Below are 15,568 nucleotides of genomic sequence, written 5' to 3' on the forward strand. Positions count from 1 at the left end.
CCGCCCTGCCGTCAGGCGCGGATGAGGTTCGGTGCGAAGCGGCACCAGTAGTCGGTGATGGGCCCGTCCGACTCCCGGATGCCGACACCGTACGACTCGCCGTCGATGACCCAGGACCCGAGGACCGGGTGGTTGTGCCCGTTCGACCCGGGGAAGTCGGGCAGCTCGTGGTACTGCTGCCACACCTGCTCCCGCCCGGTGCCGGAGCGCCGGTACTCCCGGCCGTTCGTCGTCACGGACCCGTCGGCGCGGTGCACCGCGATGCCGTCGCCCTCGCGCCCGAAGACCGGCTTCACGACGAAGTCCGTCATCCCGTGTGGGCCGTCGGCGTACGCCGGCAGGAGGTTCTCGTGCCCCGGGAACAACCGCCACAGCGCGACGAGCAGCAGCTTGTTCGACAGGAACATCTTCCACGCCGGCTCGTACCAGTGCCCGAGGCGCCCCCGGTCGCGGATGAGGAACGCGCCGAACTCCTGGTCGCCCTGAGCGCGGTCCTCGCCGGAGACGAGGTCCTCCCACGGGTACAGCTTGAAGATGTTCCGGATGACCGGGTACTGCGTCCCCGGCTCGTCGCCCGGCAGCGTGAACACGCTCCGTGACGACCCGACGGGCTCCTCGTTGCCGACGAACTGCCGTGCGGCAGCGTGCCAGCCGATGTCCTTCATCTCGATGCCGGTGTGCTCCCAGCCTGCTTCGGCCGCCAGGTCCCGCATGTACGCGACGGTGTTCCAGTCCTCGCCCGCGGTGTCCAGGTCGGAATGGGCGACGAACAGCCGGCCGCCGTCCTCCGCGCGCAGCGACTCGTGCAGGAGGGCACGCCACCGCCGGACCATCGCCTCGTGGATGCCGTTCCACTGGTCGGTCTCGGCCGGGAGCTCGCCGGTCGCCAGGCGGTCCTGCAGCCAGTGCCACTGCGACACCGACGCCTCGATGAGTCCGGTCGGGGTGTCGCCGTTGTACTCGAGCAGCTTCGCGGGGGAGCCGTCCCCGGCGTACGCGAGGTCGAACCGCGCGTACACGTCCGGCTCGTCGTGCTCGAGCGACCACGCGGCGAGGTCGAACCCGGCCGGGGTGAGGCCGAGGGTGCCGAGCGCGCCGGACGCCATGTACCTGGCGGCCTCGAGGCACATCCGGTGCAGCTCCTCGGTCTGCTGCTCCAGCGCCTCGACCTCCGGCAGGGTGAACACGTACGCGGCGCCGTCGTTCCAGTACTCGACCTCGGACCCGTCGTCCCGGTGCGACCGGGAGTAGATGAGGCCGGTCTGCTGGATCCGACGCTGCCAGTCCGGACGCGGGGCGAACTCCACGCGCTCCATCAGCCGCCGAACCCACCGTGCTCGCCGGAACCGCCGAAGCCGCCCTTCGACACCGAGCTGCCCTTCGACGAGAAGCCCGACTTCGCGCTCTTGCCCGCGGGGAGCGTGTCGGTCCCACCGGACACCGACTTCCCGACCGCTGGGACCTTGGTCGCGCGGCTGCCGCTGAGCGGCAGATAGTACCAGCCGGCGTGCCCGCCGTGGTTGTTGCAGTCGTCGTCCGGCAGGCGCTTCTGCGTGGAGTTGTCGCGGCAGATCTTCGCGTAGTCGCTGTTGACGCCGGCGCCCTCACCACACCCGGTCAGGGATGCGGCCAGCGCGGCGGCCACTCCGATCGAGACGACACGGGACGCACGACGACGACGAACACTCACGTCGTCGAACAGTACCGGGGTCGGTGGCTGGCCGCTCAGCTGCGCGGTCGGTACACCTCCGCCTTCGCGCCGCCGGCGAAGGCGGTCGAACTGACCAGCTCGAGATCGAGTTCGTGCTCGAGCCCGTCGAAGATGCCCGCGCCGGAGCCGAGCGCGACGGGCAGCACCACGAGGCGGTACTCGTCCACGAGCCCGGCACGCACGAGGCTCCGGCAGAGGTCCGTACCGCCCTGGGCGAGGAGGTAGCCGGGGTGGTCGTCGCTGGCACCGCCCGTGTCGCTGGCACCGCCGGCGTCGTCGGCCCGCAGCCGGACGATCTCCTCCGCCAGGTCGCCGCTCGCGACGCGGGCGCCCGACCAGGTGACCGCCGCCGCGTCGGGGGAGTCACCGAGGTCAATCGCGCTCGGGTCGAAGCCGGGGTTCCTGGTGACGACGACCTTCGGGATGGCGTTCATGACCGCGGCGATCGGCGTCGAGGCGTTCGCCCAGTACCCGGCGATCGACTCGAACGTCCGCCGACCGAACACGTGGACGCCGGCGCCCGCCACGGTGTCGAGCACCCAGGCAGCGGAGTCGGGGGTGGAGGCCCGGAACATCCAGTCGGACTCCGCGCGCATGCCGGCGACGTGACCGTCGAGGGACATCGACATCTTCAGGACGAGCTTCCGCATCGAACACCGCCTGCTCCGAGCGCCCGACGGCGCTCACGGCGCGATCGTAGGGCGGACGGCCGAGACACGCCCGGGCGTCACGGCTGCGAGCAGTCCTGTCAGGATCGCGGGTCGCGACGACACCTCTGGATAAGGAGTGAGATGCGGCGGACGACGCTGGTCCGGCCTTCGATCTGGGGGGACTGACGGCCTGGAGGCGCGTGGCGGGGACGACCCGCGCCTCCAGTCCGTCGGTGGGTCACTGGATCGCCGGAGGCCCGCTGCGGCCTGTAGGGTGCGACGCTGGTGCCGTGAACGACGCCCTCGCACCAGCGCTCGTCCCCGAGCTCCTCGTTGCCGACCTCGATCGGAGCATCGGGTTCTGGTGCGGTCTGTGCGGCTTCGACGTCAGCTACGAACGTGCCGAGGAGCGCTTCGCGTACATCGTCCTCGGCACGGCGCACCTCATGCTCGAGCAAGCGGGAGTCGGTCGCAACTGGGTCACCGGTCCGCTCGAGCGCCCGCTGGGCCGTGGGGTGAACTTCCAGATCTCGGTGGCTGACGCGGGTGCTCTCGCCGCCGTGCTCGAGCGTGCCGGCGTGGAACTCTTCATGGCGCTGGAGACGAAGTGGTACCGGGTCGGTGGCGATGACGTCGGAGTGCAGCAGTTCCTCGTGCAGGACCCGGACGGCTACCTGGTGAGGTTCCAGTCGGCGGGGTAGCTCTGCGGCACTGCGACGATCTGCACGTCATCCTCGTAAGTGATCCGTCCGGGCGTGGTCGTTCGGAGCTCGACCCACGGGACCTGGTGACGGTCGAGCAGGTGGAGGTACGTGGTGGCCATCTCGAGGAGATCTGTCGCCTCCGCTCGGAACCACGAGCGCGCACCGGGGTGGAGGGCTTCGTCGAAGCAACCCGGTTCGACGGAGGAGGGGTCGGCGTAGAGGCGGTGCGCCCGACGGTTCGCGGCGACGAGCCAACGCTCGTCCGCATCGGAGAGCCGACCGCCGTCTCGGAGGCCGATGGCGAGTGCGAAGATCCCGGGGAAGCGGCCGCGTCTGTTCGGTACGGCGCTCTGGAATCGGACGAACTGGCCCACGCCCTCACGATACCGAGTGACTCCGTCAGCGCAGGACGGCCGTTATGGCTCCGTGCGGACGCGGACGAGCGGCGGCGCCGATCCTCGTGTGGGTCTCGACGATCGCGAACCCGGTGGCGTCCAACTCGCCCGCGAGCGCCTCGGCGGGCCAGCGGTAGGCCGTGACGACAGCGTGGTCGAACGGGTCGACGGCGGCGCCGAGGAAGAAGCCGACGAGGAGCTGCCCGCCCGGTCGGAGGACCCGAGCGAACTCGTCCAGAGCACGTCGGACGGCGTCCGGCTCGTGGTGAATGAGGGAGTACCACGCCAGCACCCCGCCGTACCCCTCGTCCGGATCGGCCAGGGCGTCGATGTCACCGACCGTGAACGGCACGGTCGGGTGTTCGGCCCGAGCATGCTCGATGAAGGCGGGCACCCGGTCCACCCCGCGGGCGTCCGCGCACTGCGAGGCGAGGTGAGCCGTCCAGTGCCCCGGGCCACACCCGGCGTCGAGGAGCGGCCCCACGACCGACGAGGCCCGTGACGTCACGAGCGCCAGGTCGGACGGGTGCACCGTTGCGATCGACCCCAGCGCGGCGGTGTACTCCGCAGCACGCCTCGAGTACGACCCTTCGACATCTGATGGCACGCGCGCAGCCTAGGACACGAGCGTGGTCGCGTGCGGCATGGCAGGCTTCGAGCATGCCGACGCAGTTCGACCCGATGGTGGGGGAGACGGACGCGATGCTCAGGGCACGGAGTGCCGGGACCGTCTCGGACGAGGCCCTCGCAGACTGGATCGATCGGGCCATGACGGCGTGGACATCCCCGCTCGCGTTGCAGGGCGCTCATCTGCTCAACGACGTGCTCGTCGCAGGGACCGGCGGTCCGGGTGATTCGATGCAAGCGGCCCGGCTGTGGTGGTCGCAGGAGCGTACGGCGTACGCGGCTGACCCTGCGGGCTGGGACCGTCGGTACTGGTCGCGGTACCTGCGGCGTCTCGCGTCGCCCGATCTGGGTCCGGATCTGTCCGAGGCTGAGGTCGATCGCCGTACAGCAGCTTCGCACCGAACGGCTCGACGCACTGCGGAGGACCTGGTACGAGAGGGCTTGATCGCCCGGCGAGACGCGGACGACGTGCTGCACGCCGCGGGATTGGAGTGACAGGAGCTCCTGACGGCCGCGACAGCCGTCGTGGTTCGCCGATCGTGGTCGCGACGGGAGCGCCGGTGCCCACAGGGACTGCTGTGCCAGTCTTGGCGTTGACGCCGCCAGCGACGCTCGAGGAGGAACGGTGACGGACCAGGACCGACTGCTGCTCGTCGAGGACGATCCACGTCTCGGGCCGCTCGTCGCCGAGGTGCTCGGTGACGACTGGGACGTCGTCCTCGTGACGTCGGGCGAGCAGGCACTGGACGCAGCGGCCGGCCGGCGGTTCGCGGTGATGGTGGTCGACCGGCGCCTCCCCGGGATGGACGGGGCCGCGTTCATCGCTGCACTCCGGGGCCGTCGAGACGCCACTCCGGTACTCATGCTCACCGCTCTCGGCGCGCTCGAAGACCGGGTGTCCGGGCTCGATGCGGGTGCCAACGACTACCTCGTGAAGCCGTTCGAGTTCGAGGAGCTCTCGGCCCGACTCCGAGCGCTCACCCGCGACTACAGCTCCGAGGGCGACCCGCTGCCGATCGGCGAGTGGACCTTCTACCCGGACACCAAGACGGTGTACTCGCCGTACTCCGGGCGCATCCAGCTCACGGACCGTGAGAACGCCTTGCTCGCCCTGCTCGCGAAAGCACCGACCACCGCCTTCTCGCGGGCGCACATCCTGTCGAGCGTGTTCGGAGAGAGCGAGCTGGAGGGCACGGTCGACACGTACGTGCACTACATCCGACGCAAGACGGACCGCGGACTCATCACGACCATCCGCGGGGTCGGCTACCGGATCGGTTCGCCGTGATCCGGGATCGACCCGACGACCGCCTCGACCCCGACCGGATGGCGGTCCGTCGCTCTGCCGTCCGGATCGGCTGGCAGGTCGCCGCCGTGTCCGCGGGGCTGGTCGTCCTCATCATCGGACTCGTCCTCGCCTACGTGCTCTGGCAGTCCTCTCCGCGCGAGGAGCTCGAACGGCACCGGTCCGACGCGACACGCATCTTCGTCGACAGTGACGAACTCATCGCGGTCCTCGCGGTCGTCGGTGGCGGTGCCGTCGTGCTCGCCGGCGTCGCCACGTGGGTGATCGCACGCCGAGCGGTCCTGCCGCTCGGCGAAGCGCTCCGGATGCAGCGCACGTTCGTGGCGGACGCGAGCCACGAGCTCCGGACACCGCTCACCGTGATGAGCACCCGCGTGCAGCAACTCCAACGGCGGATGGACCCTGAGGACCCGAACGGAGCCGTCGTCGCCGAGCTCCGAGACGACACCCGAGCCCTCGCGGCCATCGTCGACGACCTGCTCCAGGCCGCGACGATGCACGACGACGACGCGGATCCTTCCCGCAACGGCGGCACCTCGGTGCACGCGGAGATCCTCCGGACCGCCCAGGACCTCCAGGTGCTCGCGAGCGAGCGCGATGTCCGGATCCTCGTCGACCGGACCGAAGCCGTCGTGGCGATACCCGCAACGCCGTTCCGGCGGTGCATCCTCGCGCTCGTCGACAACGCGGTCGGGCACGCCCCGAGCGGATCGACCGTCGAGGTCACCGTCGTCGAGCGAGCAGGACTCGTGGACATCGCCGTCCGCGACCACGGCCGGGGGATCACCGGCATCGACCCCGAGCGTGTCTTCGATCGGTTCGCCCACGGTGCACCAGCCGCGGGCCCCGACACACCGCGATCGAGCTACGGCATCGGCTTGGCGCTCGTGCGGGAGCTCGCTGTCCGTCACCACGGATCGGTGCGGGTCGCAAGGACGGGCTCCGAGGGCACGGAGTTCGTCCTGACGCTTCCACGCGCCGTCACGATCCGCACCGCCCGCGACTGAACACTCCCGGAACGGTGCCGTCCGCATCCGACCGACGTCTTCGCCGATTCTTGGAGGACGAGTCGGACCGTGGTGGCAACGACACGAGGAGCGCCCATGGTCCGGATCATGATCGGAGCGGCCGTCGGGCTGCTCCTCGCCACGACGGCGGGAGCAACGGTCTTCGTCGCGATCAGCCCGGACGTCGTCGCGTTGACCGCCGAGAACGACAATCCAGGTTATCCGCCGGAGTGATCAGGCGCACGGACCGCTCGACTCCGACGGCCCGATCATCGTCTGTCCGTGGTCACCGGGTGCGTGCGACCTGCGTCCTCGTCCGACCGGCGGCGGTCGTGGCGACTCCGGAGTGCCCCGATCAGGACCGGGAGCACGGAGACGACGACGATGACGATCGACAGGACGTCGATGTTGTGGGCGACGAACGGGATCCCGCCGAGCAGGACGCCGACGAGTGTCATCGCGACGACCCAGGTCACACCGCCGACCACGTTCCACACGGTGAAGCGTCGCCAGTGGACCTTGGCGGTCCCAGCGGCGAGCGGGACGTACGTCCGGACAACGGGCACGAACCGTCCGAGCACCAGCGACAGCGCGCCGTACCTGGCGAAGAAGCTCTCTGCTTCGCGGAGCCGCGACGTCTTGAGCAAGCGGGCGTCGTCAGTGAAGAGTCGGCGGCCGAAGTCACGACCGAGCCAGAAACCGACCTGGTCGCCGAGGAAAGCGGCGACGACACCGACGACGATGATCTGCCACGGGGTGACCCCCAGCGTGCTCGAGAGGATCGCCGCGGTCACGAGGAGGGAGTCGCCGGGCAGGAACGGGAACAGGACCCCGGACTCGATGAAGATGACGACGCCGATGCCGAGCAGGACCCACGGCCCGAAGGCGTGGAGGAGGGACGTCGCGTTGAAGAGGAAGATCGCGGCCGGGAGCATCACGTGCATCCGGAGATCCTGACCTCGCCGTGGTCAGGATCCTCAAAGAATCGACTCACCGTGTCGACGGATCAACGCGGCTCCGGACCACGGCCCGCCACGCACCCGCCAGCGTGTGGCCCCTGCGGTACTCCCGCCACGTCAGTGCGAGCAGGGCGGCGTCGACCACCGCGAGCAACGCCACACCGACACCGGGAGCGAGCACGAGCTCGACGAGCTGCAGCACGAGGAAGACCGCGAGCGCACCGATCGACGCGAGGAACCCGCGGCGACTGCCGCGCAGGAGTGCGAGGACGATCGCGACCTTCACGGACCCGTGGAAGAGCAGGTACGCCGCGGCGAGGACGGTCCCGGTGGAACCGAGGTCGGCGACGCCGTTCGACAGCGCGGGCGCGAGCGCGTTGTCCGGGTCGACCGTGAGGAGCCAGTCGACGAGACGATCGGTGAGCACCACGAGCGCGTGCGGTCCGAACAGCAGCAGCGGGACCCCGGCGGCCAGCTCGACGACACCGCTGACGGCCTTGAAGAGGACGCCGAGGACGAACACGGCGTCGACGACCCGGCCGTCCCGACGCGTCACTCTGCCCATGACCCCGAGCTTCGGGCGTCGACTCACAGAATCGGCTGAGGTGTGTGCTGCGCGGATCAGAACGCGAACTCTTCCTGGTGGATGCGCCGTCGCGGAACGCCAGCGTCGAGCAGTGCTTCCCGCGCGGCGCGGGACAGGGCCGGTCCCGCGCACATGTAGACGTCCCGCACCGCCACGTCCGGCACGATCCGCCGGAGGTTCGCGGCCGTCATGGCGTTGACCGGATCACTCGAGGCGCCGACCAAGTACACGAGGTGCGCCGGTCGCCAGGCCGCGATCTCCTCGAGCTCCCGACGGAACAGGAGGTGGTCCTCGTGCGGTACGCGGTAGATCAGGGTGAGCGGGCCGCCGGTGAACCGCAGGCTCTCGAACAACGTCCGCATCGGCGTGATGCCGACACCGCCGGCGATGAGCAGGACGCCCGTGCGGGTCCGCCGCCGCTCGGTCATCGCACCGTACGGCCCCTCGGCGATGACCGAGACGCCGGGACGGAGCTGCTGGACGAGACGAGTGCCGTCGCCGACCGCACGGACGGTCAGTCGGAGCCGACCGTCCCGGACCGGCGCGGACAACGAGAACGGGTGTGCGGCCGTCCAGGTCGCGGGAGTCAGGAACCGCCAGCGGAAGAACTGGCCGGGCTCCGCCTCGAGCTCCTCCAGGTGTGCGCCGCGGACCACGACACTGACCGTGTCGGGGCCTTCCCGGACGAGCCGCTCGACGCGGAGGCGGTGGCGGGCCGCCTGCAGCAGCGGGCTGATCACCCGGAACCGGATGAGCGCCGCGAACGCGAACGCGTAGACCAGGCTCCAGAGGACCTGGACCACGGGACGTCCGGCGAGGTCGGGTCCGGCGAGTTCATGGACGAAGGAGAGTGCGATCGCGAGGTAGGTGGTGAGGTGGATCGCGTGCCACGTCTCGTAGCGCATGCGACGGCGAGCAGCACGAGCGGACGTGATCCCGATGGCGACGAACAACGCCGTCGATGCGGTCGCCGCGACCAGACCAGGCATGTCGAGGACCTGTGACGTCGCTGCCGGCAGACCGAGCGCTTGCGCCTGCGCCCACGCGAGCGTGGCGGCGACCCCGTGCACGAGCACGAGCACGAGGACGAGCGGGCCGAGCTTCCCGTGCCATCTGGCCATGCGGTCGGCTCCGACACCGCTCTCGAGCGCAGGGATGCGCGCCATGAGGACGAGCATGACCGTCACGGCCCATCCAGCGAGGAGGCCCGCGAGGTGCGCGAGCAGCGCCGCGTTCACCATCAACGGTCGCGGCGCGTCGACGACGGCGAGTGCGCTGACGGCGACGGCGCCCGAGGCGGCGAGGACGAGCGCGGTCCCGGCTGTGACCGCTGCGTGTGGTAGCGGCCGCGCCTCACCGACCACCGCGACCACCCCGTCCGTCTGCGGTGCGGTCGAAACGGTCCGCCGGACCGGTGTCGACTCCGGTGCCAGCCCCGTCGTCCGACGGCGCGGGATCGGCTTGCACCTGCGGATCGGCCGGAGCTGCTGGCTGGACGGGCGACGTGGCCGGGGCGGTCACGCCGACGACGACGCCTGCGATGAGTGCTGATGCGAACACCGTCCCGGTGACGACCCGCGTGGTCGTCGACCAGGCACGGCGTGACATCGTGCGGCGGACGTCGAGCGGCGGCACCGCCACGGGTGGCGCCGGGATGGACTGCGTACTGGTGGCCTGCATGGAGGCGTTCCTTCGGGAGGGTCTGACGAGACCACGGTCGGGACCGGCGCCTCGGTGGCGCCGTCCGCGTCTTCGTTCGTGTGCTCCCATGCCAAGTCCGCGGCGCTCAGAATCGACTCAGCCGGGACGGCTCCCAGGCGGTCCTGGCCGAGTTCTTCGTGTGTTGATACCGAGCGGCGGCGGGGGAGCGGGCTCCGCTGGGCCGGTCGAGCTGGGGGTGGTAGGGAGGCGCGTTGCTCGGATCGCCACAGTGGCTTCGGCGAGGAACGGCAGCGCGGCGATGGCGACTGTGCTGAGGTCCGCTGCGACGAGTTGGAAATCGTCCTGCTCACGGGGCAGCAACGATGCCGTGACGTCTTCGCGTGAGGTGCTGCCGGGCCGGGCGGAGCGAGGGAGCGCACCTTGCCGGGGCTCCGAGGCTTCGAGTTGACATAATATGCATTATCGGTCATCACTCTGGGACTCAGCGGGACCGGTCCGACCTACTCAAGGACTCTTGCGAAGCGAGGAACTCATGCGCCGCCTCACGCAGCAGATCTGGCAGTTCATCGGTCGACGGCTCGTCCCATGACGAGGCCAGTCCCACGAGGACTCCGATGCGATTCGACATCGGGTCGTTGTAGTACCTGCGGGCAAAGGCTCGGAGCACTGCGCTGTACTCGCGGACGTTGACCGGATCGACGATCAGGCTCCGGGCGACGTAGGTCACGAACTCCTCCCTGTCAGCAGCGTCGTCGATGCCCGGGATCTGGAGTTCTCGCCGCAGATCGTCCGCCGCGGCGCGGAGCTCCCACTCGGGCGCTCGAACGCTGAGTCCAGCAAGTGCAACGAGGGCCCCAGTCGCAGTGTCATCGTTGACGAGGTCCGCTGCCAACCGCGGAAGCTGCGGCAGGACCGCATCCGCATCGAACAGCGACCGCGTCAGAGCGATCACCAGCGACTTCGCTGCATCACGAGAAGCCACCCCGAGGTCACGGCTTCCCGATGAGCCCGGCGACGGCATCGAGCGAGCCGTCCGCGATCGCGTAGTACGCCCACGTCCCACGCTTCGACCTCGTCAGGAAGCCGGCGTCGACGAGCACCTTGAGGTGGTGCGACACCGTGCCCTGCGACAGGCCGAGCGGTTCGGTGAGGTCGCACACGCACGCCTCGGCGTCCGCGTGGGCGGCGACCATCGACAGCAAGCGCAGCCGAGCGGGATCCGCCAGGGCCTTCAGCGTCTTGGCGAGGCTCTCCGCATTGGCAGCGCTGATGACCTCACCGGTCACCGGCGAGCAGCACGCCTGCAGATCCCTGATCGGGAGCATCTCGATCGTCGACATGCACTGATCCTGCCACATGCATTGACAGCCGTCGATGCTTTGCAGCACTCTTGCATCGACACTCATCGATGGAGGGAGGGATCATGGACACGCTCTGCACCGAGCTCGGCTGCCCGCCGGCGCTGCAGCAGGACTGCTGCGACACCGACTGCTGCTGACACCCATCGTCCGCCCCTGAGTGCACCAGGAGCGGACCCACCACCCCTGACCGCCAGACTCGAGGACCCCATGACCGACCCCAAGCCAGCCGTCCTGTTCGTCTGCGTCCACAACGCCGGGCGCTCCCAGATGGCCAGCGGCTACCTGCGCCACCTCGCCGGCGACCGGATCGACGTCTTCTCCGCCGGCTCGGAACCCGCCGACCAGGTCAACTCCGTCGCCGTCGCCGCCATGGCCGAGGTCGGCATCGACATCGCTGGCATCGAGCCGCGGATCCTCACCGTGGACGACGTCCGCGCTGCCGACGTCGTCGTCACGATGGGGTGTGGAGACGCCTGCCCGGTCTTCCCCGGCAAGCGTTACGAGGACTGGGAACTCGCCGACCCGGCGGGCAAGGACCTGGAACAGGTCCGGCCGATCCGCGACGACATCAGGGCCCGCGTCGAGCGGCTGATCAGCGAGACCCGCTGATCACGACTCACTGATCAGGATTCGAGGTCGGCACCCGGGTCGCCGCTCGTGGGCACGTCCTCCGCGTCGATCTCGAGTGCGGCTTGTTCGTCGCCCTGTTCCTCGAGCTGCTCGCGGTCGGTGTCCGGCTGCTCCGGCGCTTCGCTCTGGGTGGTCTCTTCGGCAGGGTCTGGCTGGCTGTAGCTCATGCGCTGCACCGTACGCCGGTCGACCTGCGCGAGCGTCCGGCGCTCACGCCGGCGGCTCAGGCGCCGACGTACGCCGCCAGGTGCTCCCCCGTGATCGTCGCCCGCGCAGCGACCAGATCAGCCGGCGAGCCTTCGAACACGATTCGGCCCCCGTCGTGACCGGCACCCGGGCCCAGGTCGATGATCCAGTCGGCGTGCGCCATCACGGCCTGGTGGTGCTCGATGACCACGACCGTGCGCCCGCCGTCGACCATGCGGTCGAGGAGCCCGAGGAGCTGTTCGACGTCCGCCAGGTGCAGACCCGTCGTCGGCTCGTCAAGGACGATCACACCCCCGGGCTCCCCCAGGTGCGTCGCGAGCTTGAGCCGCTGCCGTTCACCACCCGACAGGGTGGTCAGCGGTTGCCCGATGGTGAGGTAGCCGAGCCCGACGTCGACCAGGCGGGACAGGATGGCGTGGGCCGCAGGGATCTTCGACTCCCCCGCGGCGAAGAACTGTTCGGCGTCGGACACGGGCATGGCCAGGACCTCGCTGATGTCCTTCCCACCGAGGTGGTACGCCAGCACCGACTGGTCGAACCGCTTCCCGCCACACTCGGTGCACGGCGTCGCGATGCCCGCCATCATGCCGAGGTCGGTGTAGATCACACCGGCACCGTTGCAGGCGGGGCACGCTCCCTCGGAGTTGGCGCTGAAGAGGGCCGGCTTCACGCCGTTCGCCTTAGCGAAGGCCTTCCGGATCGGCTCGAGCAACCCCGTGTACGTGGCGGGATTGCTCCGGCGCGAACCCCGGATCGCGCCCTGGTCCACGGCGACGACGCCGTCACGTGGTGAGAGCGAGCCGTGGATCAGCGTGCTCTTGCCCGACCCCGCTACACCCGTGACCACCGTCAGCACTCCGGTGGGGACGTCGACGTCGACGCCCTGCAGGTTGTGCGCGTCCGCGCCGCGGATCTCGAGCGCGCCGGTGCGTTCGCGGACGACCGGCTTCACCGAGACACGGTCGTCGAGGTGCTTGCCGGTGACGGTACCGCTCCCCCGCAGCCCGTCGACGGGACCCTCGTAGCAGAGGGTCCCGCCGTGGGTGCCGGCGCCGGGACCGAGGTCGACGACGTGGTCCGCGATCGCGATGACCTCGGGCTTGTGCTCGACGACGAGCACGGTGTTCCCCTTGTCACGGAGGCGCAGGAGCAGCCCGTTCATCCGTTCGATGTCGTGCGGGTGGAGGCCCGTGCTCGGCTCGTCGAAGACGTAGGTGACGTCGCTCAGCGAGGACCCGAGGTGCTTCACCATCTTCACGCGTTGCCCTTCACCACCGGAGAGCGTGCCGGTGGGACGATCGAGCGAGAGGTACCCGAGCCCGATCTCGACGAACGAGTCGACCAGTCCGCGCAGGCCGTCGAGCAACGGCCCGACACCGGGTTCGTCGAGCGCGTGCAACCAGGTCGCGAGGTCGGTGACCTGCATCGCACAGACGTCCGCGATGCTCTTGCCGGCGATGGTGGACGACCGGGCGGTGTCGTTCAACCGCGTTCCCACGCAGGCCGGGCACGTCGTGAAGGTCACGGCCCGGTCGACGAACGCGCGGATGTGCGGCTGCATCGCTTCGCGGTCCTTCTGCAGGAGCGACCGACGCACGCGGGGCACGAGCCCTTCGTACGTCATGTTGATCCCCGCGATCTTCTGCTTCGTCGGTTCCCGGTACAGGAAGTCCTGGCGTTCGGCGTCGGCGAAGTCCCGGATCGGGGTGTCCTTGTCGAAGTACCCCGACTCGGCGTACATCCGGACCATCCAGCCGTCCGTGCCGTAGCCCGGGATCGTGATCGCGCCGTCGGCCAGGGACTTCGTGTCGTCGAAGAGCTGGGTGAGGTCGATGTCGTTCACGGTGCCTCGGCCTTCGCACTCGGCGCACATCCCGCCGAGCCGGGAGAACGAGACCGTCTCGGCCTTGGCGTCCTTGCCCTTCTGCACGGTGATCGCCCCGCCGGCGGTCACGGTCGCGAGGTTGAACGAGAAGGCGTTCGGGCCGCCGATGTGCGGCGTGCCGAGCCGGCTGAACAGCACCCGGAGCATCGCGTTGGCGTCCGTGACCGTCCCGACGGTCGACCGCGGGTCCGCGCCGATGCGTTCCTGGTCGACCACGATCGCGGTGGTCAGTCCGTCGAGCACGTCGACGTCGGGCCGTGCGAGCGACGGCATGAAGCCCTGCACGAACGCGCTGTAGGTCTCGTTGATCATCCGCTGCGACTCGGCCGCGATGGTGGCGAACACCAGCGAGCTCTTCCCGGAACCGGACACTCCGGTGAAGACCGTCAGCCGACGCTTGGGGAGGTCGACGTCGACGTCCCGCAGGTTGTTCTCACGAGCGCCCCGGACCCGGATCCGGTCGTGGCTGTCGGCGGCGTGCTCGGCAGTGGAATACATGTCGATCAGTGTAGCGACGCCCACCGACGGACGAGAGCGGGCAGTTCCGCGGGCTCGAACTCCTCGTCGGTGGCCTCGAGTTCGTCGGCGGTCCACCACCGGGAGCGCAGGATGTCGACCCGCTCGTCGTCGGTCCACTCCGCGTCGGACAGCACGAACCCGGTGGTCCGGACGACGTAGAACTCGGCGTGACCGCGGTCGTGGTCGGCGAGGTCCCACTCGACCGTGAAGTCCCACGACCACACGGGCTCCCCCGGGTCGTCGATGACGATGCCGGTCTCTTCCCGGAGCTCGCGGATCGCGGCGTCGCGGTGGTCCTCCCCCGGGTCGACCCCGCCACCCGGCGTGATCCAGCGGTGGGCGCCGTCCGACGAGGGCGAGTTGGTGTCCATCAGGAACACGCGCCCCTCGGGGTCGAGCAGGATGATCCGGGAGGTCAGTCGGAGGCCGGGCTTCGCAGTCACCCGCGCGACGCTACTCCTGGACGAAGCCGCTCACGTCGCCGACGAGCTTGGTGTGGTCGGCCGGGATCGACTCGACCGCGGCGAGGGCGATCTCGGCGGCGAACTCGGACACGCTGTAGAGCTTGCCCACGGCTTCCCGGCGACCCTCGATCGCGCCCGGGTTGAGCCGGTTCAGCAGCGTCGCGGTGATCGTGCCCTCGATCATGTCGCCGGAGACGACCACGAACTCGATGCCGGCTGCTTCCAGCTGCGGCACGAGCTCGCGGAGGGCGAGTTCCCCGGCCCGCTTGCTCTTCGCGACCGGGACGTACTCGTCCATGGTCTCGGCGGTCTCGACGAAGTGCGCCTGGTGGCTCGTCACGAAGACGACCCGCGAGCCGGCCGGCATGTGCGGCACCGCCGTCTGGAGCATGTCGACCTGGGCGTCGCGGTTGAGGCGGAGCGCGTAGTCCTCGCCGAGGCCGGACTCCATGCCGCCCGACGCGTTGAGGACGAGGAGGTCGATGCCGCCCCACTCCTGGACGACGGTGTCCACCATGGCCTGGACCGACTCGTGGTCGGTGAGGTCCGCGCCGACCGCCAGGGCCGACCCGCCGGCCGCGACGACCTTCTCGGCGATCTGCTCAGCACGACGCGCCTTGTTGCGGTAGTTCACGACGACCTTCGCGCCCGCCTCGGCCAGGTACCCGACGGTGTCGGCACCGATGCCGCGCGACGAGCCCGTCACGAGTGCACGCTTGTCGGCGAGGGATCCGGGGGCGAGGGGGTTGGTCACGTCGTGTTCTCCAGCTCTGGTTCGGCGGGTGGGCCGCCGTCGAGCCTACCAACCGCCTGAGCGGGGCCGGGGCCGGTCTGATATGTTGAACGGAGTTGTACCGGCAGTCGCGACGCAGCGAGCGGCCGCGCGCGACCGAGG

Annotated in this window: 21 protein-coding genes; 6 read left to right on the forward strand and 15 right to left on the reverse strand. The window is 69.9% G+C overall.

The window, feature by feature from the left end; genetic code table 11:
• Positions 1 to 11: 11 nt before the first annotated feature.
• The 3 genes from FS825_RS08125 to FS825_RS08135 are packed head-to-tail and all read right to left on the reverse strand — an operon-like array spanning position 12 to position 2,361.
• Positions 12 to 1,316 carry a glutathionylspermidine synthase family protein gene (locus FS825_RS08125; protein ID WP_144712032.1) on the reverse strand — a complete coding sequence of 435 codons (1,305 nt, stop codon included), beginning with the start codon at positions 1,314 to 1,316 and terminating at the stop codon, positions 12 to 14.
• Complete coding sequence (locus FS825_RS08130) at positions 1,316 to 1,690, reverse strand: tRNA-dihydrouridine synthase (RefSeq protein WP_144712035.1); 375 nt, start codon at positions 1,688 to 1,690, stop codon at positions 1,316 to 1,318. Before FS825_RS08130 ends, FS825_RS08125 begins: the two co-directional genes overlap by 1 nt.
• A 35-nt stretch (positions 1,691 to 1,725) precedes the next feature.
• Entirely contained in the window at positions 1,726 to 2,361 is a 636-nt protein-coding gene (locus FS825_RS08135) for a dihydrofolate reductase family protein (protein ID WP_144712037.1), read from the reverse strand.
• 290 nt (positions 2,362 to 2,651) lie between these two features.
• Here FS825_RS08135 and FS825_RS08140 point away from each other — a divergent pair, with 290 nt between their 5' ends.
• Entirely contained in the window at positions 2,652 to 3,062 is a 411-nt protein-coding gene (locus tag FS825_RS08140) for a bleomycin resistance protein (RefSeq protein ID WP_144712038.1), read from the forward strand.
• Here the strand turns inward: FS825_RS08140 and FS825_RS08145 are convergent.
• Both FS825_RS08145 and FS825_RS08150 read right to left on the reverse strand, forming a co-directional pair.
• Positions 3,032 to 3,439: a hypothetical protein gene (locus FS825_RS08145; protein WP_144712040.1), complete on the reverse strand. Its 408-nt coding sequence runs from the start codon at positions 3,437 to 3,439 to the stop codon at positions 3,032 to 3,034. The two genes, FS825_RS08140 and FS825_RS08145, sit on opposite strands and share 31 nt — an antisense overlap.
• Positions 3,440 to 3,464: 25 nt before the next feature.
• A complete protein-coding gene (locus FS825_RS08150; protein ID WP_144712042.1) occupies positions 3,465 to 4,067 on the reverse strand; it encodes a class I SAM-dependent methyltransferase in 603 nt (200 codons plus the stop codon).
• Between the two features lie 53 nt (positions 4,068 to 4,120).
• Between FS825_RS08150 and FS825_RS08155 the strand changes: the two genes are divergently transcribed.
• From FS825_RS08155 to FS825_RS18595, 4 genes are all read left to right on the forward strand, one after another.
• Entirely contained in the window at positions 4,121 to 4,582 is a 462-nt protein-coding gene (locus FS825_RS08155) for a hypothetical protein (RefSeq protein WP_144712044.1), read from the forward strand.
• 130 nt (positions 4,583 to 4,712) lie between these two features.
• On the forward strand, positions 4,713 to 5,375 hold the full coding sequence (locus FS825_RS08160) for a response regulator transcription factor (protein WP_144712046.1): 663 nt from the start codon (positions 4,713 to 4,715) through the stop codon (positions 5,373 to 5,375).
• A complete protein-coding gene (locus FS825_RS08165) occupies positions 5,372 to 6,400 on the forward strand; it encodes a sensor histidine kinase (protein ID WP_144712048.1) in 1,029 nt (342 codons plus the stop codon). Before FS825_RS08160 ends, FS825_RS08165 begins: the two co-directional genes overlap by 4 nt.
• A 96-nt stretch (positions 6,401 to 6,496) precedes the next feature.
• Entirely contained in the window at positions 6,497 to 6,634 is a 138-nt protein-coding gene (locus tag FS825_RS18595) for a hypothetical protein (RefSeq protein ID WP_186377137.1), read from the forward strand.
• 35 nt (positions 6,635 to 6,669) lie between these two features.
• Here the strand turns inward: FS825_RS18595 and FS825_RS08170 are convergent, their stop codons facing one another.
• The 6 genes from FS825_RS08170 to FS825_RS08195 all read right to left on the reverse strand — a co-directional run bounded on the left by FS825_RS08170 (position 6,670) and on the right by FS825_RS08195 (position 10,947).
• Positions 6,670 to 7,344 carry a DedA family protein gene (locus FS825_RS08170; protein WP_313960535.1) on the reverse strand — a complete coding sequence of 225 codons (675 nt, stop codon included), beginning with the start codon at positions 7,342 to 7,344 and terminating at the stop codon, positions 6,670 to 6,672.
• A gap of 46 nt (positions 7,345 to 7,390) precedes the next feature.
• Complete coding sequence (locus FS825_RS08175; RefSeq protein ID WP_144712050.1) at positions 7,391 to 7,924, reverse strand: DUF2127 domain-containing protein; 534 nt, start codon at positions 7,922 to 7,924, stop codon at positions 7,391 to 7,393.
• Between the two features lie 56 nt (positions 7,925 to 7,980).
• Positions 7,981 to 9,318, reverse strand: a complete 1,338-nt coding sequence (locus tag FS825_RS08180) for a ferredoxin reductase family protein (protein ID WP_222126909.1) — start codon at positions 9,316 to 9,318, stop codon at positions 7,981 to 7,983.
• Positions 9,299 to 9,625: a hypothetical protein gene (locus tag FS825_RS08185; protein ID WP_144712052.1), complete on the reverse strand. Its 327-nt coding sequence runs from the start codon at positions 9,623 to 9,625 to the stop codon at positions 9,299 to 9,301. The genes FS825_RS08180 and FS825_RS08185 overlap by 20 nt, the downstream gene beginning before the upstream one ends.
• 463 nt (positions 9,626 to 10,088) lie before the next feature.
• Positions 10,089 to 10,559 (reverse strand): hypothetical protein, encoded by a 471-nt coding sequence (locus FS825_RS08190; RefSeq protein ID WP_144712054.1) that lies wholly within the window; start codon positions 10,557 to 10,559, stop codon positions 10,089 to 10,091.
• Positions 10,560 to 10,596: 37 nt separating this feature from the next.
• A complete protein-coding gene (locus tag FS825_RS08195; protein ID WP_144712056.1) occupies positions 10,597 to 10,947 on the reverse strand; it encodes an ArsR/SmtB family transcription factor in 351 nt (116 codons plus the stop codon).
• A gap of 228 nt (positions 10,948 to 11,175) precedes the next feature.
• On the opposite strand from FS825_RS08195, the gene FS825_RS08200 reads away from it, so the two are divergent.
• On the forward strand, positions 11,176 to 11,577 hold the full coding sequence (locus FS825_RS08200) for an arsenate reductase ArsC (protein ID WP_144712057.1): 402 nt from the start codon (positions 11,176 to 11,178) through the stop codon (positions 11,575 to 11,577).
• 14 nt (positions 11,578 to 11,591) lie between these two features.
• Here the strand turns inward: FS825_RS08200 and FS825_RS18600 are convergent, their stop codons facing one another.
• The 4 genes from FS825_RS18600 to FS825_RS08215 are packed head-to-tail and all read right to left on the reverse strand — an operon-like array spanning position 11,592 to position 15,427.
• A complete protein-coding gene (locus FS825_RS18600; protein ID WP_186377138.1) occupies positions 11,592 to 11,765 on the reverse strand; it encodes a hypothetical protein in 174 nt (57 codons plus the stop codon).
• A gap of 56 nt (positions 11,766 to 11,821) precedes the next feature.
• Positions 11,822 to 14,188 (reverse strand): ATP-binding cassette domain-containing protein, encoded by a 2,367-nt coding sequence (locus FS825_RS08205; RefSeq protein ID WP_144712058.1) that lies wholly within the window; start codon positions 14,186 to 14,188, stop codon positions 11,822 to 11,824.
• 5 nt (positions 14,189 to 14,193) lie between these two features.
• Positions 14,194 to 14,652, reverse strand: coding sequence for an NUDIX hydrolase (locus FS825_RS08210; RefSeq protein ID WP_144712059.1), 459 nt, complete (start codon positions 14,650 to 14,652; stop codon positions 14,194 to 14,196).
• A gap of 10 nt (positions 14,653 to 14,662) precedes the next feature.
• Positions 14,663 to 15,427, reverse strand: coding sequence for an SDR family oxidoreductase (locus tag FS825_RS08215; RefSeq protein ID WP_144712060.1), 765 nt, complete (start codon positions 15,425 to 15,427; stop codon positions 14,663 to 14,665).
• Positions 15,428 to 15,568 lie beyond the last annotated feature (141 nt).

Source organism: Curtobacterium pusillum (genome assembly GCF_007680845.1).
Taxonomy (GTDB): Bacteria; Actinomycetota; Actinomycetes; order Actinomycetales; family Microbacteriaceae; genus Curtobacterium; species Curtobacterium pusillum_B.